This is a genomic window from Paenibacillus sp. URB8-2 (assembly GCF_013393385.1).
Classification (GTDB): domain Bacteria; phylum Bacillota; class Bacilli; order Paenibacillales; family Paenibacillaceae; genus Paenibacillus_AQ.
In genome coordinates this window covers 2,544,351-2,569,121 of sequence record NZ_AP023239.1, presented here as the reverse complement: position 1 = coordinate 2,569,121, position 24,771 = coordinate 2,544,351, and the positions used below count along the sequence as shown (strand labels likewise).

The 24,771-nt window shown below is 54.5% G+C and carries 23 protein-coding genes; 6 read left to right on the top strand and 17 right to left on the bottom strand.

The genetic code is table 11. From position 1 onward, the window contains the following. Positions 1-127 precede the first annotated feature (127 nt). The 3 genes from PUR_RS11730 to PUR_RS11720 form a co-directional block, all read right to left on the bottom strand. Positions 128-754, bottom strand: a complete 627-nt coding sequence (locus PUR_RS11730; protein ID WP_179035392.1) for an SGNH/GDSL hydrolase family protein — start codon at positions 752-754, stop codon at positions 128-130. Between the two features lie 240 nt (positions 755-994). Then, positions 995-2,164, bottom strand: a complete 1,170-nt coding sequence (locus PUR_RS11725; RefSeq protein WP_179035391.1) for an RNA-guided endonuclease InsQ/TnpB family protein — start codon at positions 2,162-2,164, stop codon at positions 995-997. Then, entirely contained in the window at positions 2,161-2,283 is a 123-nt protein-coding gene (locus PUR_RS11720) for a transposase (RefSeq protein ID WP_442953837.1), read from the bottom strand. The genes PUR_RS11725 and PUR_RS11720 overlap by 4 nt, the downstream gene beginning before the upstream one ends. Before the next feature lie 291 nt (positions 2,284-2,574). Between PUR_RS11720 and PUR_RS11715 the strand changes: the two genes are divergently transcribed. Next, a complete protein-coding gene (locus PUR_RS11715; protein ID WP_179035390.1) occupies positions 2,575-3,210 on the top strand; it encodes a nitroreductase family protein in 636 nt (211 codons plus the stop codon). Positions 3,211-3,307: 97 nt separating this feature from the next. On the opposite strand, the gene PUR_RS11710 is transcribed toward PUR_RS11715, so the two are convergent. The 3 genes from PUR_RS11710 to PUR_RS11700 are packed head-to-tail and all read right to left on the bottom strand — an operon-like array spanning position 3,308 to position 7,259. After that, positions 3,308-3,664 (bottom strand): hypothetical protein, encoded by a 357-nt coding sequence (locus tag PUR_RS11710; protein ID WP_179035389.1) that lies wholly within the window; start codon positions 3,662-3,664, stop codon positions 3,308-3,310. Positions 3,665-3,720: 56 nt separating this feature from the next. Next, on the bottom strand, positions 3,721-5,460 hold the full coding sequence (locus PUR_RS11705) for an ABC transporter ATP-binding protein (RefSeq protein ID WP_179035388.1): 1,740 nt from the start codon (positions 5,458-5,460) through the stop codon (positions 3,721-3,723). After that, the gene (locus tag PUR_RS11700) at positions 5,457-7,259 is read right to left on the bottom strand and encodes an ABC transporter ATP-binding protein (RefSeq protein WP_179035387.1); all 1,803 of its coding nucleotides are present in this window, start codon (positions 7,257-7,259) and stop codon (positions 5,457-5,459) included. Before PUR_RS11700 ends, PUR_RS11705 begins: the two co-directional genes overlap by 4 nt. A gap of 154 nt (positions 7,260-7,413) precedes the next feature. On the opposite strand from PUR_RS11700, the gene PUR_RS11695 reads away from it, so the two are divergent. The 3 genes from PUR_RS11695 to PUR_RS11685 all read left to right on the top strand — a co-directional run bounded on the left by PUR_RS11695 (position 7,414) and on the right by PUR_RS11685 (position 10,828). Next, positions 7,414-8,289 carry a LysR family transcriptional regulator gene (locus PUR_RS11695; RefSeq protein ID WP_179037882.1) on the top strand — a complete coding sequence of 292 codons (876 nt, stop codon included), beginning with the start codon at positions 7,414-7,416 and terminating at the stop codon, positions 8,287-8,289. Positions 8,290-8,329: 40 nt separating this feature from the next. Continuing rightward, on the top strand, positions 8,330-8,764 hold the full coding sequence (locus PUR_RS11690) for a DoxX family protein (RefSeq protein ID WP_179035386.1): 435 nt from the start codon (positions 8,330-8,332) through the stop codon (positions 8,762-8,764). A gap of 114 nt (positions 8,765-8,878) precedes the next feature. Next, on the top strand, positions 8,879-10,828 hold the full coding sequence (locus PUR_RS11685; protein ID WP_232101827.1) for an NAD(+) synthase: 1,950 nt from the start codon (positions 8,879-8,881) through the stop codon (positions 10,826-10,828). Positions 10,829-11,012: 184 nt separating this feature from the next. On the opposite strand, the gene cysK is transcribed toward PUR_RS11685, so the two are convergent. The 3 genes from cysK to PUR_RS11670 all read right to left on the bottom strand — a co-directional run bounded on the left by cysK (position 11,013) and on the right by PUR_RS11670 (position 15,002). Next, positions 11,013-11,936: a cysteine synthase A gene (gene cysK, locus PUR_RS11680; protein ID WP_179035385.1), complete on the bottom strand. Its 924-nt coding sequence runs from the start codon at positions 11,934-11,936 to the stop codon at positions 11,013-11,015. Between the two features lie 170 nt (positions 11,937-12,106). After that, positions 12,107-13,321, bottom strand: a complete 1,215-nt coding sequence (locus PUR_RS11675) for an acyltransferase family protein (RefSeq protein ID WP_179035384.1) — start codon at positions 13,319-13,321, stop codon at positions 12,107-12,109. 172 nt (positions 13,322-13,493) lie between these two features. Beyond that, positions 13,494-15,002: a DUF4153 domain-containing protein gene (locus PUR_RS11670; RefSeq protein WP_179035383.1), complete on the bottom strand. Its 1,509-nt coding sequence runs from the start codon at positions 15,000-15,002 to the stop codon at positions 13,494-13,496. A gap of 115 nt (positions 15,003-15,117) precedes the next feature. On the opposite strand from PUR_RS11670, the gene PUR_RS11665 reads away from it, so the two are divergent. Continuing rightward, the gene (locus PUR_RS11665) at positions 15,118-16,905 is read left to right on the top strand and encodes an ABC transporter substrate-binding protein (protein WP_179035382.1); all 1,788 of its coding nucleotides are present in this window, start codon (positions 15,118-15,120) and stop codon (positions 16,903-16,905) included. A gap of 58 nt (positions 16,906-16,963) precedes the next feature. On the opposite strand, the gene PUR_RS11660 is transcribed toward PUR_RS11665, so the two are convergent. Next, positions 16,964-17,578, bottom strand: coding sequence for a TetR/AcrR family transcriptional regulator (locus PUR_RS11660; RefSeq protein ID WP_179035381.1), 615 nt, complete (start codon positions 17,576-17,578; stop codon positions 16,964-16,966). Positions 17,579-17,736: 158 nt separating this feature from the next. Here PUR_RS11660 and PUR_RS11655 point away from each other — a divergent pair, with 158 nt between their 5' ends. Then, positions 17,737-18,735: an acrylyl-CoA reductase family protein gene (locus PUR_RS11655; protein WP_179035380.1), complete on the top strand. Its 999-nt coding sequence runs from the start codon at positions 17,737-17,739 to the stop codon at positions 18,733-18,735. Positions 18,736-19,009: 274 nt separating this feature from the next. Here PUR_RS11655 and PUR_RS11650 read toward each other — a convergent pair whose 3' ends face one another. From PUR_RS11650 to PUR_RS11620, 7 genes are all read right to left on the bottom strand, one after another. Beyond that, entirely contained in the window at positions 19,010-20,281 is a 1,272-nt protein-coding gene (locus PUR_RS11650) for a DL-endopeptidase inhibitor IseA family protein (RefSeq protein ID WP_179035379.1), read from the bottom strand. Positions 20,282-20,374: 93 nt separating this feature from the next. Further along, positions 20,375-21,280: a DMT family transporter gene (locus tag PUR_RS11645; protein WP_179035378.1), complete on the bottom strand. Its 906-nt coding sequence runs from the start codon at positions 21,278-21,280 to the stop codon at positions 20,375-20,377. A 148-nt stretch (positions 21,281-21,428) separates the two neighbouring features. After that, a complete protein-coding gene (gene trpS / locus PUR_RS11640) occupies positions 21,429-22,442 on the bottom strand; it encodes a tryptophan--tRNA ligase (protein ID WP_179035377.1) in 1,014 nt (337 codons plus the stop codon). Next, positions 22,439-22,672: a hypothetical protein gene (locus tag PUR_RS11635; protein WP_179035376.1), complete on the bottom strand. Its 234-nt coding sequence runs from the start codon at positions 22,670-22,672 to the stop codon at positions 22,439-22,441. The genes trpS and PUR_RS11635 overlap by 4 nt, the downstream gene beginning before the upstream one ends. 236 nt (positions 22,673-22,908) lie before the next feature. After that, positions 22,909-23,421, bottom strand: coding sequence for a signal peptidase I (gene lepB / locus PUR_RS11630; protein WP_232101826.1), 513 nt, complete (start codon positions 23,419-23,421; stop codon positions 22,909-22,911). A 1-nt stretch (position 23,422) separates the two neighbouring features. Beyond that, positions 23,423-23,836 carry a DUF4265 domain-containing protein gene (locus PUR_RS11625; protein ID WP_179035375.1) on the bottom strand — a complete coding sequence of 138 codons (414 nt, stop codon included), beginning with the start codon at positions 23,834-23,836 and terminating at the stop codon, positions 23,423-23,425. 74 nt (positions 23,837-23,910) lie between these two features. Then, on the bottom strand, positions 23,911-24,768 hold the full coding sequence (locus tag PUR_RS11620) for an SDR family oxidoreductase (protein WP_179035374.1): 858 nt from the start codon (positions 24,766-24,768) through the stop codon (positions 23,911-23,913). Positions 24,769-24,771: the final 3 nt, after the last annotated feature.

The window sequence follows — 24,771 nt, the reverse complement described above, 5'->3', positions numbered from 1 at the left end:
AAATCAGGAACCCTTCCGTTGCCCCGACCGCGAAAAAACAAAAGGATGCCCTGGACAAAACGCCAGAGACATCCTTTTCGCGGAGAACCGCCGATGCACATTTCAAAACACTGCTAAATGCAAATACTCAGTTCACTCCGACCGCTTTAAGCCACGCTTCGGTAATCAGCGCGTGACCCGCGGGGGTAGGGTGAACGCCGTCTTCGGCCCAGTAAGCCGGATCGGCCTTCACCGAAGCGGCGGCGAACAGGCCATCGAGCGGGACCAGTGGCGCTCCATATTCGCGGGCCAGCTTCCGCACAACCGCGATTTTCGGGTCCAGATCTTCCCGCCAGTCGCGGTTCAGCCCCTGAACCGGCAGGACAAACGGCTCGACCAGAATCAGCTTCGCATCCAAGGTCTGCTTCGTGCGGTCCAGTAGATTCCGGTACTGCGTTTCAAACGCTTCCGCCGTCGTCTCGTCGCCGCTGTCGTACCGGCACCAGCTCTCGTTGATGCCGACGTAGATGGATACCCAGGTCGGCTTCAGGGCAAGACAGTCTCTGTCCCAGCGCCGCACAAGATCGACAGCCCGGTCGCCGCCGATGCCCCGGTTGTAGAAGGTAAGCTTTTTCTCCGGATACAGCAGGCCAAGCCGTCCGGCTACCATCAAGGGATACCCGTTTCCCAGCGAATAAGCGTCGAAGCGATTGCGGCCAACGTCGGTAATGCTGTCTCCCTGGAACAGAATCACATCATTTTCTTTAAAAAGCATCTTGGGAAATCCTCCTTTATTTCAAATACCCGTCCCGGTAAACAAGAGCGCCGGAATAGTCTTTATAAACACCATTCACATAGGGAGATATATTCATGTCCCTCGATGAACCTCCCCTGCTTACAGTTCGTTATAAGCAGGAGTTTCTTACCAGCACTTACCGTTACTTTCGATAAGCACATAGGTTGGCTATCTGCTTTCGCTGAATGCGGAAATCTAACGGCAGGGTTCAGAACGCATTTACGCGATCCGTAGATACTTGATTTCTTTCGTTTCGCCCAGGTAACGGATATCTCCATGTAGATATTTGGATAATATCCCTTTGCTCCCGTGCATATCCCGGTGTTCGGTATAGCCGCAGGAACAGTTGTAATTTCGGCTGGACGTCTTTTTTCTCAGGCCGCAACAAGGACATTGTTGGCTCGTATAGCTCTCATCTATCGTTTTCACACTCGCTCCCTGTGCTTCAAGTTTGTATGCGAGCTGCTTCTGCAATTTGCCAAAGCTCCAGTTGGACAGCTTTTGGGTCACTGTTTTTCTTTTCTTCTTTTTCGTGTTCCGCTGCACGCCCTCCACTTGGCCGACAATCGCCTCTTTGACCTCATTTTCTCTGCACCATTCTACGAATTGTCTTGTTGTTTTGTGGATAGCGTCATTCAGTTGGCGCTCGCTTTTGCTGAGTATGTATTTTTTAGCCCGGTTGTATTTTTTCCATTGCCGGCTGCCTTTTTGGCATTTGCTCATGAGCTTCTGAATCTCGGCTAGCTTTTTGTTTCTCAGCCTGTGAATGCTTCTTACTTTTCTTCCCGTGATGATGATCGACTTATTTTCCGTGGTCGTCGCCGTGATGGAGTGGATTTCTCCTAAGTCAACGCCTGCGGTCTGGTTGCCTTGATTCTCCGCTGCCGCTTGTCCGTCATCGTAACTCATGGAAATCATCAGTTTTCGGTCATATACCACTTCGATTTCCTTAATTTCCGCATCCGGCAAACCCGGGACGGTGATCTTGATGGGCTGCTGGCGCTTGCCGTTTTGGATACCCAGATTTAAGTATATCGTGTTGCCCTTGATTTTGAATGCTTGATCCACCCATTTGGTGTTGAAGTGTTTCTTCTTTTTGTAAGGGTATTTGGTGTGTAGACCTTGCTTTCTGGCTTGTTTTGCGCCATCTCTGGCAAAGAGATATTTATGGCAGACCGCCTGTAAAGACTGGGAATGCAGAGGAAATTGATTTTTCAATGCTGCTTGAAGTTCCGTTCTCCCTATCCATTTCCCGTCGTGCTGTAGGGCATAGTCTTTGGCCAGCGACAGGCACTCATTCCAGACTTCCGCTGAATTCCGGTTACAGGCAAACAGTCGTTCCAGATCCGTTTTGGAGGTGTGAAACGCTGTTTTGACACATCGGATCATCTGGTTTCCGCCTCCTTCCCCTGATTCTCGATGTATGTTTTCAGTACCTCCAAAGGGGCGCCGCCCACTGTAGTTAGGCAGTAGCTTTGCGACCAAAAATCGAAAAGGCCAGAAAGCATAACGCCGCGGGGATCATGATCTTGTTCTTCACTGTACAGCTCCTTTCCGGTTGTTAACGTTCTCATAATAAACTCTATTACGATTTGGAAATATTGGCAATCCCAAAATCGGGAGACTCTAATTAGAAGCGGAGCGCTTGCGGCTACCGGAGGGGATAGTGAAATGGGGAGTTGTGCATGACATCATTGACGAACTTTTTAAGCTGTGATATGTTTATCAAGTAACTATTAGTAAGTACATTAGTTTATTAAACTAATTTATTTTTGATTATTGAATGGAGGCATTATCTTATGAGCACACCCGTTTCGACGAATTCTTTTGCAGATGTGGTCCAAGCCCGCAGGTCAGCTATGAATTTTGTAGAGGGCATCAAGATTCCGCAGAGCGAACTGGAAGAAATCTTCACCCTCGCGAGACTCGCGCCTTCGGCTTTCAATCTACAGCACGCCCGTTATAAAGTAATCGCAGACCCGGCGCTTAAGGAACAAATCCGCGAGAGCGCCTACGGACAATACAAAATTCATACCGCCTCCGCAGTCATTGCCGTCCTGGGCGATATGCATGCCTACGAGCAGGCGCCGGAAATTTATGGCGGTCTCAAAATGCTGGGAGCGATGTCTCAGGAGGAATATGACGGAGTGATCGGCGCGATCAATCAAGCATACATAGGCAATGAGGCTTTCCAGCGCGACGAGGCGATCCGCAACGCTTCGCTGTCCGCCATGCAGTTCATGCTGATCGCCAAAGATAAGGGCTGGGATACGTGCCCGATGATCGGATTCGATCCGGAGGCCGTCAAGAACGTTCTCGGGCTGCCGGACCATCTTGTTCCCGTGATGCTGATTACCATCGGTAAGGACAACCAACGCAAGATTAGACCGCGCGGCTATCGCAAGCCGGTGGGCGAGTTCGTTGATTTTATGTAAGTGTGGTATGAAACAGCCGCCCTCATGGCTTGCGCGTCAAGCCGGAGGGCGGTTTTTTTATCAGAATCTATAAATTCTCAGCAGAATTAAAATGGTTTCATTGAAAAAGATAGGTTTTTAATACGACTGCTAAAAGAATCAAAGCAATTACAACCGAGTATACCCCTTGCCTATTCTTATTCTTCAAGTATGAAGCCAGCCCGTTAAAAAATACCGAACCGCAGAGGGCAAGCAGCATCCAGGACATTCTTGCCTCCGTTTCAGAGCCGAGATCTCCTTCATTTATCCACACCTGTATAGCCAAAGCTATGGCAGTTAGACTGAACAGGACTCCGATTGTTTTTATCGCTAGACGCATAAGAGTTCCCCCCTTAATCTGATCGAGCAAAGACAGTATATGGTCAAAAAGGAACCCCGCCATCCGGCGGGGCCAAGTGTCATCTTTGGGGGTCATGTTTATAATATACTCCCGGATGCTTAAAGGTGCATGAAAATGGGCTGAACCTTCGCTTAAACTGCCGCAAACTGGCTGTTGTACAGCCGGGCGTAGTAGCCCTCCTGACGCAGCAGCTGGTCGTGCGTCCCACTTTCCACAATGTCGCCGTCCTTCATGAACAGAATGAGGTCCGATTCGCGGATCGTGGACAGCCGGTGGGCGATGACGAAGCTGGTGCGTCCTTCCATCATTTTCAGGAACGCTCGCTGGATGCGGATTTCGGTACGGGTGTCAATGCTGCTGGTCGCCTCGTCCAGAATGAGCATCGGCGGGTCGGCCAGCATCACGCGCGCGATCGTAAGCAGCTGCTTCTGTCCCTGGGACAGATTGTCGCCGGAGCCGCTGATCACGGTATGGTAGCCCTCCGGCAGACGTTTGATGAAGCTGTCCGCGCTCACGGCCTTGGCGGCAGCGATGACTTCTTCATCCGTCGCTTCCGGCTTGCCGTAGGCGATATTGTCCCGGATGGTTCCCCCGAACAGCCATGTATCCTGAAGCACCATGCCGAAATTGCGGCGCAGGCTGTCGCGCGTCATCTCCTTGATATCCACTCTGTCAATCCGGATTGCCCCTTTATCGACATCGTAAAAACGCATCAGCAGATTAACCAGCGTCGTCTTGCCGGCTCCTGTCTGTCCGACAATAGCAACCCGGGTCCCCGGTTTGACTTCCAGACTGAAGTCCGTAATCAAGGGCCGGGCTGAATCATAGGCAAACTTAACCTTGTCGAATACAATCGTCCCCTGCCCCGGCTTCCGGTCCACCGCATCCGAAGCGTCGGACAATTCGGGCTCAAGGTCGAGAATCGCAAAGATACGCTGCGCCGAGGCGGTCGCCGACTGAAGCTGCGTAATGACGCCGGTGATTTCATTAAAAGGCTTGGCGAACAAATTGGAGTAGATTAGAAAGCCGGACAAATCCCCTACGGTCAACCGGCCCGCGATAATGACGATGCTGCCGATAATCGCGATAATGGAAAACGTAATGTTGTTGACCAGCCGGGTCGTCGGCCCGGACAGGGAGCCGTAGAATTGTGATTTGACTCCAGCTTGGTACAGTTCCCCATTCAGCCCTGAGAACCGTTCAAAGGTGTTGTCCTCGTAATGGAAAGCCTGAACGACTTTTTGCCCGCCGACCATTTCTTCCACATAGCCGTTGAGGCCGCCGAGGATTTTGGCTTGGTCGCGAAAGAGCTGCTGCGAGCGCGTTGTAATGAACCGTGCCATATAGTAAGAAGCGGGCGCGGACAGAAGCACGACCACGGTCATAAGCGGACTGATGTACAGCATGAGTCCGATGGTGCCGACGATGGTCACAACGCCGGTAAGCAGCGTCTGGAATCCCTGCAGCAGACCGTCCGATACGGCGTCCATATCGTTGACGAACCGGCTGATCAGGTCGCCCTGCGGATGATTGTCATGGAACTTCAGCGGCAGGACATTCAGCTTGTCGAACAGCTCGGTACGCATGCCGTTCACCGTGCGGTAGGCGATCCGGTTCGTGAGATAGGTCAGCAGCCAGCCGCACAGGCTTCCGGCAAGGTATACAACCGCCAACTCCAAGATTAGCCTCAGCAGCGCATCGAAATTCACCTTGTCCGGTCCCATCATATAATCGACCGCCCGGGCGATCAGCAGCGGACCGATCAAGCTGGCCGCCACGCTGAGTATGGCGCAGAGCGCCGCCAGAACGGCGGAGCTTCTATGCTGCGCGGTATAGACGATCAGTCTTTTCCAAACCTTCTTGCCGTTCATCGAACCGCCTCCTCGCTTGACAGCTGGGAGTTGCAGATTTCACGGTATACCTCGCAGCTGTGAAGTAAATCCTCATGCCGGCCGACGCCGGCAATACGTCCTTCTTCGAACACGATAATTCTGTCGGCCTGCCGTACGGTGCCGACCCGCTGGGATACGACAAGCGTCGTCAACCCGGCGCGGGTCTCATTCAGCGCGCGGCGCAGCGCCGCGTCCGTGGCGAAGTCGAGCGCGCTGGAGGAATCGTCCAGAATGAGAATGTCCGGACGTCCGATCACCGCCCGCGCGATGGTCAGCCGCTGCTTCTGCCCGCCGGACAGGTTTAGCCCACCGCGCGAAACCGCCGTATCCAAGCCTTCGGGCAGCTTGGAGATGAACTCCTCCGCCTGCGCGACAGCGGCAGCCGCACGGATTTCGTCTTGAGTCGCATCCGGTTTCCCCCAGCGGATGTTGCCCTCGATGGTGCCCGTAAAGAGCACCGCTGTTTGCGGGACGATGCCTATGGACTTCCTGAGCCGAAGAAGCGGATAGTCTTTGACGTCCACACCGTCCACCCGCACCTCGCCCGAGAAGGCGTCATAGAAGCGGGGAATCAGATTGACGAACGTCGATTTGCCCGAGCCCGTGCCGCCAATCAGACCTACGGTCTCCCCCCGCTCGATTTTCACGGAAATATCGTCCAGCGCAAGCTCTCCGGCACTGCTGTAACCGAAAGACACATGGTTGAACTCAATGGCGGGAATCCGGGCAGCAGACGCTGAAGAAGCGTTCCGGCCCGCTTGAACGGCTGGGGATGCAACCGCATCCCTTGTTTCGGCAATCGGCGGAACTGCCGGATGCTCCGGCTCCGTCACTGAACTGAACGCCGCCAGTACTTCGTTTACTCTAGCCAGCGACGAATTGGCTTTGGTGAATATAATTACCAAATTCGAGACGACGATCAGCGCCAGCAAAATCTGTGTGACATAGTTGATAAAAGCGATAATTTCCCCCTGCGAGAGGCGTCCAGCATTAATATGAATGCCTCCCGCCCAAAGAATCGCGAGGATGGCCGCATTGACCACCAAAGAGGTCAAAGGGCTAAGCAGAGCAGAGATCCGGCCGACGCGAAGAGCCGTCGCCGTCACGTCGTCCGCAGCGGCGCCGAAGCGTTCCCTTTCCTTGCGCCGCTTCGCGAAAGCGCGGATGACCCGGATGCCGGACAGATTCTCGCTCAGCACTTGGGCGATGCCGTCCAGCTTCTGCTGATACTTGCGGTACAGCGGCGACGAACGCGAAATGATCCAGTACAGCAAAGCGGCAAAGACCGGCGCGGCCGCCAGCAGCACAAGCGACAACCGGAAGTCGAGGATCATCGCCATAATGATCGCTCCGATGACGATAAACGGCGCGCGTATCACAAGCCGGATCAGCATGGCGACCGCCAGCTGGAGCTGATTTACATCATTCGTGATCCGGTTGATCAGCGAAGGCGTGCCGAACTTGTCAAGTTCCGCGTAGGACAGCGAAGAAATATGCCGAAACATCGCATTGCGCAGCCTCGTGCCGAAGCCCTGCGACGCCCGGGCCGCCGAATACTGGCATACCATGGAGCAGGCGAAGCCAAGGATGGACATCAGCAGCATGAGCCCCCCCATCAGATATACATAAGCGGAGTTATGCGGTCCGATGCCCTTGTTCACCATGAGCGCGACGATGGTCGGCAGCAGCAGTTCGAGGATCGCCTCCAGCAGCTTGAAAATCGGGCCGATAATCAGCTGTTTCCGGTAAGGCTTCAGAAATACGGCAATCTTGTTCATTGCTTAGTCACATCCATCCGAGAAGAAATACGTTAAATATTTCACAAATAGTAAAAGGCCAGTTATGATTATGTCATAACTATTACCATATTAATAATATTGGATTCGTATCGCTTCGATATGATTAACATATCTCAAAAGGCGGAGATTCATGATGGACATCAGACAGCTCAAATATTTTCTGACGATTGCGGAGGAAGGCCAGATTACATCGGCGGCGCGGAAGCTGCAAATGGCGCAGCCGCCGCTAAGCCAGCAGTTAAAGCAGTTGGAAGAAGAACTTGGCGTCAAGCTGGTGGAACGGGGACCGCGCAGCATCCAGCTTACGGACGCGGGGGTGATTTTGCGGAACCGGGCGCAGCAAATTCTTGATTTAGCCGATGCAACGACAAGGGAAATCGGCGATTATGTCAAGGGACTTACGGGGACGCTGTCCATCGGGACCGTCTCCTCCTCGGGCGCTGCCCTGCTGCAGGATCGGCTGTGCGAATTCCACCGGACCTATGAAGGAGTCAAATTTGAAATTCATGAGGGCAACACGTTCAAGATCATCGACCTGCTGGGCAAGGGAATCGTGGAGCTCGGCATTGTGCGCACGCCGTTCAATCCGGCCAACCTCGAATGCCGATATGCCGATTCCGAACCGATGATCGCCGTGATGAACCGGGAGCTTGATTTTAGCGCCGGCCAAACTATGGTTGACCTTGGCGAACTGAAAGACAAGCCCCTCATCATCTACCGGCGGTTCGAGCAGTTGATTACCGACGCCTGCCTGGAGCATGGCTTCGAGCCGCAGCTGTTCTGCATGAACGACGACGCCCGGACCACGCTGCTGTGGGCAAACGCGGGGCTGGGCATCGGCATTGTTCCGAAATCCGCTTTCGGGCTTGTAAGCAGCGGCAACCTGCTTTATAAAGAAATCAATAGCGACTCATTGCGCACGCGCATTGCCGCCATTATGATGAAGGGAAAATATGCGTCTACCCTCGCAACCAAGTTTTTCGAGAGCTTTGGTCAAGGGGAACGCTGAATGTAAGCCTTCGCTTCCACTTTCGACAGGTGGAATACCTATGGCGCCTTTCATTGTTCTTATTGTTTCTTTCGTGCTGTTCCGTATGCTCGGCCTGCTCGGCCTCACCCCTTTCGACGGCTGGCATCCGTCGCTGCAGGCGGCTGCAGCCGTCATGCTGCTCCTCACCGCTTCCGCCCACTGGGGAAAACGCAGAGCCGACTTGGTCCGCATGGTTCCTTCCTCTTTTCCAAGGCCCGGACTTATCGCTACCATTACCGGCTTGCTTGAGATTGCCGGCGCTGTCGGCCTTCTCTTTTCCGCCACTTCGCAGGCTGCATCATGGTGTTTGGCGGCGCTGCTGATCGCAATGTTTCCCGCCAATGTGCATGCTGCCAAAAAGAAGCTGACCATTGGCGGCAGGCCGGTTCCAGGACTGCTTGTCCGATCTCTGCTCCAGCTGGTGTTTATCGCGGCCGTCCTGTTATCGGGGTAGTGCAAAGGCGGCCCTCCTTGTTACCGGCCCCGTCTCATTAGGTACAACTATTTTAGAAACAGCCGGAATTATGCTAAATTAATGAAAGCGAAATTACATTCATAAAGAGGATAGGTGAAACAATTGCAGAATTTCGGTTTCTCAAGAGTCGCCGCTGCTTCCCCTGAACTTCGGGTTGCCGACTGTATATTTAATGCCGATAAAATTATGGAAGTTATTGAACAAGCGGACAAGCAACAGGTGGAATACCTTGTTCTGCCGGAGCTCTGCATCACCGGCTATACATGCGCGGATTTGTTCATGCAGCGCCGGCTGCTTGACTCCGCCCTGGAGGCGCTGCTCGCCATCGCCGGCAAGACCGCGGGCCTGAACATGGTCGTGATTGCCGGCCTTCCCATCGAAATCAGAGGGCGGCTCTATAATTGCGCCGCCGTTATTCAGAACGGAAGCATTCTAGGGATTGTGCCGAAGACCTGCATTCCCGGATACAGCGAGTTCTACGAGCCCCGGTGGTTTGCCGGAGCCGAAGAGCTGGAGACGGCGGAGTTCCGCATCGGGGGAGCTTCAGTTCCGATCGGCAGCGATCTCATGTTTGTCTGCGACGGAAATTCCAACCTTGTCTTCGGTGTGGAAATCTGCGAGGATCTGTGGGTTCCCGTTCCTCCGAGTAGCCGGCTGGCCCAGGCGGGAGCGGTGCTGCTGTTCAACCCGTCCGCCAGCAACGAGCTCGTTGGCAAGGCCGATTACCGGCGGCAGCTTGTCAGCAGCCAATCCGCGTCCTGTGTGGCGGGATACGTCTACGCCGGCAGCAATACCGGCGAATCGTCGACGGACGTCGTCTTCGGCGGCCATTCCATCATCGCCGAGAACGGACAGACGCTGGCGGAATCCGACCGGTTCACCCATGAGAGCCGGATCACCGTCGCCGACATCGACATTCCGAAAATCCATTATTCCCGTATGATAATGGGAACCTTCCGGGGCGGCCGGGGCGGTGCCGATTACCGCGAGATTGCATTCGGCAATCCCGCCCGCCAGAGCGATTCGCCCCGGGGCCTGGCCCGCCAAGTGGTCACCAATCCCTTTGTTCCGGGCAATCCGCTGCAGCGGGACGAGCGCTGCCAGGAAATTCTGTCGATCCAGACCTCCGGCCTGATGAAGCGCATCCGCCACATCGGCACCAAACAGGCGGTCATCGGCATTTCCGGCGGACTCGATTCCACGCTCGCGCTGCTGGTCGCGGTAAAAGCGATGCAGCTTCTTGGACGCCCGGCGAGCGACGTGCTTGCCGTCACGATGCCCGGCTTCGGAACGACGAACCGGACGTATGATAATGCCGTCGGTCTGATCAAGGCCCTGGGCGCTTCGATGAAGATCGTTGATATCAAGGCCGCCTGCTTGCAGCATTTCGCGGATATCGGGCATGACAAGGATGTTCACGATTTGACCTACGAGAACGTCCAAGCCAGGGAACGGACGCAGATTCTGATGGATCTCGCCAACAAGAACGGCGGCATCGTCATCGGCACCGGCGACCTGTCCGAGCTGGCTCTCGGCTGGTGTACCTACAACGGCGACCATATGTCCATGTACGGCGTCAATTCGGGAATCCCGAAGACACTGATCAAATATGTCGTCCAGTGGTATGCCGACCACGAGGCGGACGAAACCGCCGCCAAGTTCCTGTATGATATTATCGCCACGGGGATCAGTCCGGAGCTGCTGCCGCCTTCGCCGGATGGCGAAATCGCGCAGCTCACGGAAAATATTCTCGGACCTTATGATGTGCATGATTTCTACCTGTATCATATGCTCAGAACGGGCGCTCCGCCTGCGAAAATTCTGTATCTCGCTGAGCATGCTTTTGGCGATACCTTCACAAGGGAGCAGCTGGTACAGTGGATGCGCGTGTTCTACAGCCGCTTCTTCTCCCAGCAGTTTAAACGCTCCTGCCTGCCGGACGGCCCGAAGGTCGGCACCGTCAGCCTGTCCCCGCGTGGAGATTGGCGCATGCCAAGTGACGCTTCCGCCTCCCTCTGGCTGCGGGAAGTGGAAGAGCTGTAGGGCGGCACAATGGAACGAACGGATTGAAATTTTTTTGCGGATTCTTTCGTCTTAAAGCAGTAAAAGGCGACTTCAGCCGAACAACGGCTGGATCGAAAAAGCGGCTGAAGCGGCTCAAAAGTGAGCGCAGCTTCAGCCGCTTTTTATTGTCCATGCCATGCCATTCGCCTCATCAAGCCCTTGGTTATGAAAAAATCCCCATGCTCAAATAGCGCTCGCCCGAATCCGGGGCAATGCAGAGCACTCGTCGGCCGCTGCCCAATCTTTCAGCCTCTCTCAAGGCGGTCCACACCGCAGCGCCGCCGGACGGGCCAATCAGAATTCCTTCCCTGGCCGACATGGCCCGGACGGTATTCAGGGCATCCTCATCGGAGACCTGCACGATCTCGTCATACACATCCGTATTCAAAATGGAGGGAACGAACCCAGGGCTTGTCCCCACCAGCTTGTGCGGACCCGGTTCTCCGCCGGACAATACCGGCGACCCCTTCGGCTCAACCACAAGAATACGCAGATCGGGCAAATGCGCCCGCAGCGTCTCCCCCGTGCCGGTGATGGTGCCGCCGGTTCCCGAGGTCGCTACAAATGCATTCAGCTTCCCCTCCATTTGCTCCAGGATCTCTACCGCCGTCGTTGTGCGGTGGATGTCGGGATTGGCTTTGTTCTCGAATTGCTGCGGAATAAAGCTACCTTCCGTTTGTTTCCCAAGCTCCAGCGCTTTGGCGATGGCTCCCGGCATCCGCTCGGAGGCCGGCGTGAGCACCACTTCCGCTCCGTACGCCTTCAACAGGTTGATCCGCTCCTTCGTCATGTTGTCCGGCATGACCATAATGGCGCGGTAACCTTTGGCCGCCGCGTTCATCGCCAACCCTATTCCCGTATTGCCGCTCGTCGGCTCAATAATGGTGCCGCCCGGTTTCAGGAGCCCGTCCTTCTCGGCCTGCAGGATCAGATTGTACGCTGCCCGGTCCTTTACACTTCCGCTCGGATTGAACCGCTCAAGCTTGACGTACAGTTCCGCATCATTCGGTCCGGTCAAGCGGTTCAGCCGGACAACCGGGGTATCGCCGATCAGTTCCGTAATATTGTTGACTACTCTCGTCGACATAACAGCCCTCCTTCATTCCTACCCTGGAACATTGTACCGTGTTCAGAAAACGATGTCGAATGCTACGACTGCCGGTTGGCATAAAGCCGAATAAATAATAAACCCCCGGGATAACCCGAGGGTCCAGTCTGCCGCGACAAGCTCGGCAGCTATTTTATATCCAATTCATTTCACACATCCTCTAATGATCGAACCGGCCCGGAAATCCCGGCTGTATCCGAATGCTCCGGCTGTGTCACGGCTACCGGAAAGCTCCTTTTGCCGCTCGGCCATGCAACCTCTGCTCCTACACCAGGCTGCAAATTTCTGCTTTTCGGAGCAAACGTAAAGATTGGAGTGAGTATCTGGGACAGTTTTTTATAGTTGCAAGCAAAGGCCATCCCCAAAGCAGCCTCAGCCGTAACAATAAGTCCAAATGAATCCACGACCGCCGGCACCGACAATATCAGCATCAACAGCCCCAGCCAGACCAACTTGTAATTAAATAGCGCTTCAACATATTTGTTGATCCATAAAACGGCGTTCATTCCGATATAGCTTGCCAGCAAAACCGCCGCCCAGATGATATAGACGTTGATTGAATACAGTTTTAAATGAGTGAGTATAAAGATAATAAATACATGGACGTACAAAAATAGAAAAGAATGTTTACCGAAAAATAGCAGCGGGTTCATCAAAGAATATTGCCGGATCGACCTGAATAGGGAAAACGACATAAACAGAAGTACCAGGGAAAGGAAAAAGTAGCCGGGCGACATATTGTACTTAACCAAAAATTCTGTGTCCCGAGGGGTTAGAAAGTAGGCTCCAGCCAGAAAACATGCAGCGAGAATTCCGGAAATCAGATTAATCCGCTTGCTGCTCCGGTAGGCGAACACGCCAAGCAAAAATATCGAAAACCAGGGGACGAAAGTAAAATAAGTGTAATCCCCCTCCGGAATGAAGAATTGCTTGCCCGGAAAAGAAGGTACTTTTGCCGTAAATACATAGTGCAGGGTGAACAGGAAGACAGCCAATATCAAATACACGTATCTGCCGGGCCTGAAGTACTTCTCGAGCAAAATGATGCCCAGAACACTCATCGCTACGATTTGCGGCACATCCGAAACGGGATCGGACCAAATATAAGGCCTCCACAAAGCGTTATAGGATAATCCTATGACCGCAAAGACGAAGTAGAATGCAAGAAGCGGCAGGACATTTTTTTTGCTCTGGAATATTGAAGTGATGCCCGAAACGGCGAAAAATAATACGGGGGCCAACTCTCCGATTATTTGAAACGAGCGGCTGCTTCCCGAAAAAACAAGCCCGGTATGAGCCATGATCATCAGCAAACAGCTAAAGCCTTTCATTGCGTCCAATGAATAATCGTACTTTTTCTCCATCTCCACACTCCTCTTACATCGTAATCTTTGTCAGTTGGCCTTCAAATCATGTTGCATCAAGTCCGCCGGCCGATTCTTATGTAAGTGAGGTAATACTAACAGCTACATATTTTCGCATCAATAATACATTAGTGTAAAAAAAAGGGCGCTCCGGAGTTATATACTTTCGTCCCTACTTCTCCAAATACCGGTCGAGCTTCGTTAGCGCTCGGTGGCGCGACAGATTAAAGGCAGGCCACTTGACGTTCTTTTTCGCCAGATCCATGCGCTTAGTCCGCAATCCGCTGTCCAGCATTCCGTTCTGCTTCCGGCTGAACTCGATGAGCCGAGGCACTGCGTCGCTCGACAGCGTCAAGAGATAAGCCGCGTCGATCTTGCCGGTGGCTTCATAGCGCGCGATATTTTTCCCCGCTATAATGGCGTCCATTCCGATAAAATTCATGACCAGATAAGCCGCGGCAATCAGCATAATATAGCATCTGGCCAGCGGAAAGCGCGGAAGGCCGATGCGCAGCGCCGTCACCGCCAGCAGCAGCCCCAGGAAAATCATAAAGCCGTGAACGAGAAACCGGATGGTCGTATAGCCGTAAGCCTCTTCGTATAGAGCCAGCCGGGAATAAGCCGAGTACAGCATCACCGCCGAGCAGCCCGTCAGCAGATACAGCAGCCCGCGAATCACCTTGTTCAGCCTCTCTGTCCCCTTCGTCCCCAGCAGAAGCAGCCCGAGCAGGATGATAAAATTGATGCCCGCCACCATTATCAGCTCAAAAAATCCTCTCCTCGCATACTCGGCATAAGTGTCTCCAGACGGCAGCACCCCCTGCCAGGCGCCGAACAGATAAGAGAATTGCACACAGACAAACAGCACATATACGGTGTTAATCGAAGTTAGTACGGTGGCGGCAATGATCGAATCGACCCGGAAATCCGGCCATTCGGTCTTGTTCGTTTGCTCCGGCCGCGCTAAGTCTACCGGAACCTCCTCTTCTTGATGCGGGAACAGAAATCCCCGCAGGAGCCCGAAAAAGAACATCCCCAGGAGCAGCGCCCAAAGCGTACGGGTCAAGCCTTCCACAAACGACACGTTGCTCAGCCATACCGGTATTTCCGACAGCACGCTGTGAAACACTCCGTCCGCCGAGGACAGCAGCAGCAGGACGACCAGCAACAGCGGGAAGGAAATGCAGAGGCCAATCAGTACTTTACCGAGAACCTGCCTGTTCCCTCCATCCTCCGCTTGCCCGGAGGCTCTCCTGAAGACGTCAACGATGCGGGGCCACTGCCGCAGGTTCTGTGGAATTAGATGGTCGAGCGCCCCGAAGACAAGGGAGAACTGGTCATAAGCCGGTCTTCCGTCACCGATCATATAAGCCAAATGCAAGAAGATCAGCACGGGAAGAACAAGCGTGTTCAAATGGTAAAAAAATTCATTGGCGAACAGGCCGAAGGTCATGGAAAGCAACAAGATAAAGGCCAATCCCGCAAAACCCGCCGCCTGGGGCTTGCGGATTTTATCCTTGGCAAAGCACAGCATATAAGCGTAAAAAAGAACGGTGAACAGCGGATACGACACACCGTACCGGTTCCCCAGGAACAGATACTGATGGATAACGCCCAGCGCAAAAGCGGCTGCCGGGAGCGCTAGGGAACGCGACGATTGCGTTGAAACTTCTTCGTTCATGGGAAATCCCTCCATTTTCTTACTTACTTCACCTTATTTTAGATGATAAAATAAGAAGATAAAGAGAAATAAATGATGATTTATTTCCTATTTTCGACGGAAGGATTGAACACGGATGAAGCTGCACGGCCAATACATGCGGGTGCGCGCCCATTACGGCAGCGCCGATGAAGTCTCCATTACACTGGACGAGCTTGCAGAGGTTCTTGGCTGCACGCATCGGAATGTCCTGAATATTCTGGGCAAAATGGCGGGCAACGGCTGGGTGGCGTGGACGCCAAGCCGCGGACGCGGGCGCCGTTCCCTGCTGCGCTTTCTGACGCCTCGGGACGATGTCGCCGTCCAGTCGATGATGCAGGCCATGGGGCGTAGGGACGCCGTCTCGGCCGCAATGGAGGACATCCGTTCCCATGCGGGAGTCTCGGCGCTTCAGAATTCGCTGCAAAGCTGGCTGCTGGCCTATTCCGGCCATCACGCCGAAATGCGCAGGGACCGGATCATCGACACGCTCCGGCTGCCCATCCGCCAGCCGCTGCATACAATTGATCCCCTGCACATGAACCTGCTGGCCGAATCCTTTGTTTCCAGCCATGTATATGACGGGCTTGTCCGCAGGGGGGCCGGTGGCGAAGAGATTGTTCCCGGCATTGCGCATGCCTGGGAGACTGACGAGACTCGGACGATCTGGACCTTTTATCTCCGTAAGGAAGTGCTCCTGCATAACGGCGCCATTCTTGACGCGAGCGATGTCGTCTACTCCTTCTCCCGCTTGACCCGAACGCCCCAGGGCAGACTGTACAGCTTTATTTTGCGGGATATTGTTGAAGTAACGGCACTAAATCCGCTGACGGTAGGCATCCGGCTCAAGGCTCCGAACGAACTGTTTCTTTCGTTTCTGTGCACGAGCCGGGCAGCCGTTGTTCCGCGCGAACCGGAGCGCATAAGGGAAGGGCGTTTCGCCCAGAAGCCGGTCGGAACCGGCCCGTTCAAAATTGCGGAGCTGAATGAAAGAATGTGCGTGCTGGAGGCGTTTCCGTATTATTTTCAAGGGAGAGCGCAGCTGGACCGGGTGGAAATTCTGCATGTTCCCTGGGATATGGAGCCGTCTGCGGCAGATTCAGGCTTCCCTTTTCACATCATTCAGAATCCCCGGCCGGAAGAGTCGGCTTCATTAAGCCGGATTCACACCGAGACCTCCGTCCGCAAGTTCATTACCTGCAACACCAAAAAAGCGGGACCGCTGAGCGATCCCGCCGTCAGGGCGGATATTTTGTCTTGTCTGGATAGGGCGAACGAACCGGACAAAGGTCCCGGTGCTCCCGGTCCGTTTGGAGCCCCCGGTGCTCCCGATACAGATGGTGTCCCGGGCGCTTCCATTGCTTTCGGCCCCTCCGGTTCTTGCCCTCCCTCCGCCGGAACAACCGCCTCGTTGCCCGGGCTCTCCCTGCGGATTGCCACGATTCCGCAGTATGCGGCGGACGCCGAGCTCGTAGCCGCGAGGCTGGAGCGAAGCGGCGTTTCGGCGGCGATCGTCTCCGTGCCGCCGGAAGAGTTCAAGGGGCCGGTGCGGATGGAAGCCGACCTTATACTGTTCTCGCTCGTGCGCGACCGGGACGAGCAGCTGAGGCTGTTCGATCTGTATCAGACGCTGGCGGAGCATGTCACGCCGCAGATCCGGGCGGAGATCGAAGCCGGGCTGCATCTGATCGTGCGCGAGTCCTGTCATGCGGCAAGGGCCGAGGCGTTCCGCCGAATCGAGGACCGGCTGATCGAGGAGCGGGAGCTGCATATTTTGTACGAAAAACCGGTAGAAACCGCCTATCTACCTTCTGTCCGGGGAGTCCGGTTCAACAGCCAGGGCTGGATCGATCTGCGGCATGTGTGGTTTCCGCAGCCCTGCTGAAGGGCGGCTACTCGTCCGCTGCAGATTTTATTAACTCAACATTTTCTCGGTTCGCCGCCTATGACTTTTTCACCGTATCCAAAGCGAGCAGCTTCATGACCGCCTGCCGGCAGGAATCCCTGTATACGGAGTGAAGCTCGTCCTGGCCGGTCATCAGCCACTGGATCAGGCAGCCGTCGATGATGGAGCGGATGACCGGAGCGGTCTCCCGTACAGACAGGCGAGGGTCGAATACGCCCTCGCGCTGGCCGAGCTCCACAATTTCCGCGCTGATCCGCGCGCAGTTGCCATAGAAGCGGCTGTTGATTTCCCGGTACGCGGGACTGCGGCTGGCTCTCGCCAGAAAGTCCAGATACACACGGTAGAAATCGCGGTTCTTCTCGGGCGATACAAAGACGGAATCGATATAGGCGGCCATTTTTTCCTCCGCCGTGGACTGTCCGTTTACCGCCGCGGATTCTTTTTCATAGATTTTGCCGGTCAGCCAGCTCAGCAGCTCCACAAGCACCGCCTCTTTGTTATCGAAATAATAATGAACGACACCTTTACTGACCTTCGCGCTGTCCGCAATCGTCTGAAGCGTTACGGCGTCATACCCCTGTTCGGCGATGGCCTGAAAGGCGGCGTACAGAATCTGTTTGCGTTTTTCCTCGGATTTTTTGTAACGGACCATAGAGCACCCACCTGTAAATGAAAATATTGTATAAGAAATCATTGACATAAAAAAGTTGACCGGTCAGAATAAAAATATAATGACAGCATGTGAATCACCGGCAAAATGTCATCATTCAGTTCTAGGCTTTACATACCCATTAAAAGGAGCGTATCACTATGTCCCCATCCTTTCAAGCCCTGTTTGTAGACAACACGGAGCCGTTCAGCGTCGCCGTCAAACCGGCTTCATTAAACGATCTGCCCGCAGGAGAAGTGGTCATCAAGGTTGCTTATTCCAGTGTGAACTACAAGGACGGTCTGGCCTCCATCCCGGACGGCAATATCGTCAAATCGTATCCTTTCGTGCCCGGCATCGATTTGTCCGGCGTGGTGGAATCCTCCGAGGATGAACGGTTTCAGCAAGGCCAGCCGGTACTGGTTACCGGTTACGGACTCGGCGTGTCCCATTTCGGCGGTTACAGCGAATACGCCCGCGTCCCCGCGGACTGGGTCGTTCCGCTGCCGGACGGCTTATCCCTGAAGGAAGCGATGATTTACGGCACGGCGGGCTTTACGGCGGCCATGTCCATTCAAGCGCTTGAAGATAACGGCGCATCGCCGGATCAGGGCAAAGTGCTTGTCACGGGCGCGGCCGGCGGCGTCGGCGGCGCGGCGGTCGCGATGCTGGCCCAGCGCGGCTATCTGGTTGTCGCCGGCACAGGCCGCACCTCGGAGAGCGGCTACCTGAAACGGCTCGGCGCGGCCGAAGTGATCTCGAGAAGCGAGATCTATGACCCCGAAGCCAAGCAAAGACCGCTGGACAAACAGCTCTGGCAGGCCGCCGTCGATCCGGTTGGCGGGAATCAGCTCGCGGCGATATTAAGCAAAATATCGTACCGGGGCTCGGTCGCCGTCAGCGGACTTACGGGCGGCACGAAGGTTCCGGCAACGGTGCTGCCGTTCATTCTGCGCGGCGTGAATCTGCTCGGCATCGACTCCGTCTCCTGCCCCGCCGAGCTGCGGCTCAAAGTGTGGAAACGGATGGCGACCGATCTGAAACCAGCGGAGCTGGAAGCTCTTATCGACCGTGAAGTAACGCTGACTGAGCTGCCGCAGGCGCTCGCCGATATCCTGAAATCGAACACGCGCGGCCGGGTGCTGGTGAAACTGTCCTGAACGAACGGCGGAACTGCCGGGTAAACTGAATTTTGGCTGCAAAAAATGACCTCATCCTCCACAAGACCGTGGTTTTTGAGGTCATTTTTGAATTGTTCCCATCTAATATGGACTCGTTGGGGACCAGTCTCTTTTACTTGATGATGCTGACTTCCGAATCCAGTCTCCAGCCCGTGCCTTTCACAAATCGAAACGGCGCATCGATGATAGTATGCTCGGCTTCGCCTTGCGGAACGTCGAACCGGAACGTCTTGGCCTCGGCACCATCTGTAAGCTAGCTTGCTTTCGCCTTGGTCCAATCCCGCAGACTGCCTCCATCGGCATTCGGCTGGGCGAGGCGTCCGCCGACTATGGCGAGACTGCCGCTTTGCGTCTGGCTGTTCCAGTACTGCTGGACTTTCTCCGGCGTGTAGACCTCCTTCAGATAAGCGAACAGCTTCTCTTTGGTGGAGAGATCCTCACCCAGCCACCGGTAATGGTCGCCCTTGCCCGGAATGGAAAATTCCCGGATCTCTCCTTCCTTCACCACTTTGCCGCCGCTCAGGATATGCCAGTAATGGGCCGCCGCTTTGGCTGCCAGGCTTACGGCATCGGCGGAACCAAATGCGGGAACGCCGTCTTTTTTGACGGGAACGCCACTTCTCGGCAGTTCACGGTCGGAGGACAGCGCTGCGATGACCCAGCTTCCGTTCTCTTTTTCAAGGAAAAGCGTGAGCTGCACCGAAGGCTCGGAACCAGTGGAAGTCGCCGTATCCAGTCTCAGCTCGATCTGCTCCTTGCTGCTGCCGATTGCCGTGTCCTTGGTCACTTCCCATTTGGTGATCCAGGGACTGGAGACGCCGGTAACCCAGTTCAGCTCCTTGAACACGGGATACATCGTCTTTTTCAGTGCGTCCGAGAAGGTCGCATACTGAATGGAGGCGCTGCGCCGCTGCAGTCCGAAGGCATACAGCTCCGCGGCCTGTCTCGCATCGGTCAGTACGAGAGCCATGGACGGAGCCGCTTGCTGCGTTTGATTAAAGGAAAAGGAAAGCGAGTTTTTCAGGGTGGCCAAAATTTTACGCGCCATTCGGTAATCCGAACTGTTCGGCTTCTTGGCATAAGGCGTTTCTCCGGACTTGTGCAGCGCGTATACACTGCCGTTCAGGCTGCCGAGCGATGTATATACTCCGCTTTCCTTATCATCCGTCCATTTTGCACTGTCGATCGCCTCGATGGTGAACAGCACTTCTTTTTGCAGCGATTTGCTCTGCGGAACGTAATACACAAGGGTTTGCTTGTCTTTCTCGGCGAATTGAAGCCGGTGCTTCCAATCGTTCGGCAGGCGAAGAGTGTATACGGCGTTCTTGTACGTAAACGTTTTGGAAGCGGCGGCGATTGCGGCGGCTTGCCCCGGTCCAAGACCTTTAGCCGATGCATGGCTAGGGATACCTATGGCGATGCCCGATAAGAGCAGCGTTCCCGCGAGAACTCCTGCCGCCAGCTTGCGAGTCAGAGGGGTGGTCATAGTCTGTCGCTCCTTCTGCATGAATGGGATCAATTCCATTATTTTCTTCTCCAATCTTGAAGACGGATATTCAGCGGCAAATGTTGCAATCGGGCTGCCAAAATAGTCCAGTTCCCCGCACCGGCATAGTACTCAGCCTTTAGAGCTGCTGCGGATCTTGATGAACAAATGCTGAAAGTCAACTTCCATCAGAATAAGAGAAAGCATAATAAGCATTCCGCCAAAAAACAGATGATCGGTAAACATCTCAAAACCAAAAGCAACTGAAAAGACACTCCCAAAAACTCCTTCAAGCATCATAATCAGTCCGGCAGATGTCGCAGAGGTATGCTTTTGTGCTAAAATTTGAATCGTTTGGGCGACAAATGAACACATGATTCCTATGTACAACAATGGGATTATGGCAGCCGACCAATTGATATCCGCAAGCTGTTCCGTTTCTACGCAAAGGAAAAAAACCAATCCGCCGATGGATTGTACCGCCGCAAGCATAAAGGCCACAATACTTACATCCGTTGTTCTTGCTCCATAGCTGAGATATACAATCGAGCCGGCATAAAACAGCGCACAAAGAAGAGAGTATGCATCACCTTTATTTATAGTTAATGCCTGGTCTAATACTCCAGTTAGTATTCCCATGCCAAGCATACATAACAAAATGGAAGTAAAGCTTTTTACTTGGAGCCGCTTTCGATATATAGCCCAGGCTATGAAAGGGACAATTACGACATATGTCGCTGAAATAAAAGCGTTATTGGATGGAGTGGTGTACTTGACACCAATGGTTTGCGTGAGATATCCGCCAAAATTAAGCAATCCGGCAATCAAACCGATTTTAAATTCCTTAAAGGTCATTTTAAATATCTTTTTATTAAAGAAAATAAGCACGAGAACAACAAAGAGGAAGCCCCGAAAAAAGTTTATGAATCCTGCAGACGCGTTTGCGTCCAGCGCTATTTTGGTTACCACAAACCCGGAACCCCAAAGTAAAGAAATGGACAACAGCAGGACATTTGCCATGGATTTTGTCATTTTCATGTACTAACTCTCCTCTTCTATATAAAAAAATCCCGCCTCATTAAGAGACAGGATTAATCCGCTCTTCTATTGTTTTCATCAAATACCCAACGTCTACCAACATACTACACGAACTTCATGAGGTCAACCGGAAATCATGGATGTGAGCTCAGCTTAGTCCCCGGGTAGATCCGGCAAAATAGTCCAGCCCCATCGCCTCCCGCACCTCCAGCATCGTCTCGCGCGCAATCGCGCGGGCGCGGTCCGTGCCGCTCATCAGCAGATCGTCAACCTCACGGGGGCGGGCCGCATAATGCGCCCTGCGCTCCGACATGGGCTCCAGCAGCTGCGCGATGGCTTCCACCGCGCGCCGTTTGCATTCCGCGCAGCCGATCGCGCCCTTGCGGCATTCCTCGCCGATCTCTTCCGCGCCTTCCGGCCGGAAGCAGCGGTGGTACGCATAGACCGGGCAGATGTCCGGATGCCCCGGGTCGCCCTTGCGTACGCGGGAGGGGTCAGTCACCGCTTTGCGCATCTTCAGTTCAAGTTCCTCCCGCGAGGAGTCGAGAAGAATCGCGTTGCCGAGGCTCTTGCTCATCTTGGCGCTTCCATCCGTTCCCACCAGCCGCGGGGTATCGCCGACAAGCGCCCGTGGCAGTGTCAACACGGGCCGGTACAGTTCATTAAACCGGCGGACGACTTTGCGAGTTAATTCGATAAGGGGCAGCTGGTCCTCTCCCACCGGAATGATCGTCGCCTTGCAGAACGTAATATCCGCCGCCTGGCTGACGGGATAACCGAGGAATCCGTAGTACATCTCATCTCCCCCGCCGCTTTGCGCTTCCGATTTGATGGTCGGGTTATGGCGCAGACTGTTCACGGTAACGAACATGGAATAGAACTGGGTCAGCTCGGCGATTTCCGGAATCATCGACTGGATGAAGATGGTCGCCCGCCCGGGGTCGATCCCCGCCGCCAAATAGTCCAGAGCGATCTCCCGCAAATGCGTACGAATCAGCCCGGGCTGATGAAAATGGGTAGTCAGCGCCTGAACATCGGCCAGCATAATAAAAGTGTCGTACCGGTGCTGAAGCTCTACCCGGTTCTTAAGGGTTCCTGCGTAATGGCCCAGATGCAGCTTTCCGGTCACGCGGTCCCCGGTTAATACTCTCTCTTGATTCATTTTTCATTCTCCTTTTTCTGTATATTGTCAACCTTCGCCATCGCCACCAGCCGCCATCCAAGGCCATCACCCCCTTTCGAAATTTTCCCAGCAAACTTCTTATCAGCAAAAAAAGCCCCGTCCTTATAAGGACGAGACTGCTCGTTGTGCCACCTTAAATCGACCGTCTTCCCGGCATGGCTGCGCGGAATCGTCGGTCCTCGTTGGACGGTGCGGAATCGGCGGATCACGCCTCTTCGATACCGTTCCCTCTGATAACGGCGGGAAACCCGGCATATCCCTACGACCGGCAGGCCGGGCTCGGGACAGCAACTCGGAAGGCCATTCGATCGTATGCGGAACACCGGCTCGCAGCTACCGCCGGCTCTCTGCAAATTCCTGTCATACGTCTACTTACCCTTCGTCTTCGTTGATTCATTTTGCACTTTGTTTCTTGTTCTCATTGTAAATGCGTACTTCCATCAGGTCAACGCAGCAGTTTGTGAACGGGAATCTCCAGCACAACTTTGCCGATCAGCTTATCCTTCGAGACAAAGGGCGTGTCCCATAAATGCGCGTCGAAGCTGATATTCCGGTTGTCTCCCAGGAAAAAATAGTGATCGTCGGGAACCGTAACCGGTCCGAAGGAGTAATCCATCTCTACTTTAAGGTATGATTCGTCAGCCTTAACCCCGTTGCGGTACAGCGCGCCGTCCTTGATCTGCACGACATCTCCGGGGAGTCCGATCAGCCGTTTGACATACAGCTTCGTCTCGCCGGCGATGGGAGGATGGAACACGACGATGTCCCCATGCTTCAGCGAGGTGGCCCACAGCATTTTGTCCACAATCAGACGGTCTCCCACCTGGATGGTCGGAACCATCGACTCGGTCGGAACGCTCATCGCTTCGGCTACATAGCTGCGGACAAGCAAAGAAAGGACAACGGCAATCAGCAGCGTAGGCACCCAATCTTTAATCAGTTTGGCGAATTTGTTCAATTCATTTCCCTCCATCAATTCCGTATGTACGCGCTATAGCTTCAAGTTCGGTCTCCAGGGTCTTATCCGCTTCCCGTGGAATGTGAACGATGAGCAGACCGCCAAAGACGGTTTCCCATTTTCCGTTCCGGTTCAGCACACGTTCCCTGAATGCGGCAAGCTCCAGCGAACGGGCGGCTTCCCGGCTGAGCAACCTGACCACTTTCCGGTAATCCGACTTCCGTATGGTTTCCACATAGTAGCAGACGCCGCGCTCTTCTTTCACTTTAATAATATCTCCCAGAGACAGGTCCGGCCTAAACACGGGCGTCTCTTCAATCCGGTATTCGTTCTCGCCGATGCGAGTCACCTCGAGAATTTCAATTTCACGTCCCGCTTCGTCGAAACAAAGCTGAACCTCCATAAACTCAGGCATCGGTCGCCTCCAATCCATGTTATATACCTAAGCTTTACAATAGACCACTAAGCGGAAAAATTCAAATAACGCGCTCAGCGGAGCGCCCGGGCCACGATTCGCTCAAACCAGCTCCACGGCAGAAGCGCCCTGCCCCGGATCAGCAGCCGCGAGCCCCTTCCAAGTGTATAGCGCAGCCGGGGTGATCGCAGGCGCACAATGCGGCCGATCAGGTCGGCAACTTCCTGCGGATCGGGCGCCGTGTCCGCAGCTTTGCGTGAATACCGCAGTACCGCATCCAGACGCGCTTTGTAAGTAGAGTCCCCGGTTGCGGCGATCTGCGACAGGCCCTTGTTCCAAATGGCGGTGCGGTACGCTCCCGGCTCCAGTATGACGACCTTCACCCCCAGCGGCGACATTTCATGCCGCAGGCTCTCGCTGAAGCCCTCGACCGCGAATTTGGAAGCCGCGTAAGGCGCGTAACCGGGAAAAGCGGCTAGTCCGCTGACGCTGCCGATGTTGACGATGAGGCCTGCCCGGCGTTCCCGCATATGCGGAAGAACGGCTTTCGTCACCGCGACCAGACCGAAAAAATTCGTCTCCAGCTGGCGGCGCCAATCCTCCATCGGCACCTCCTCCACAAAGCCGCCCACTGCATAGCCGGCATTATTGACCAGGACGTCGATTCTGCCGTAAGCAGCCAAAACCGCATTCACGGTCTCCTCGATTCCGGTGGGGTCGGTCACATCCATACGCATCACCTGCACACGGTCCAGGATGCCGGAGCGCTCCGCCCGCCGCTCCAGCTCTTCCTTCCTCGATGGCTTGCGCATAGCCGCGATGACCCTGAAGCCCTGCTCCGCCAGCTTTACCGCCGTGAGCAGCCCGAAGCCGCTGGATGCCCCCGTGACGATGGCGACCGCGTCCGCGTTCCGGTTCTCCGATTGATTCAATGG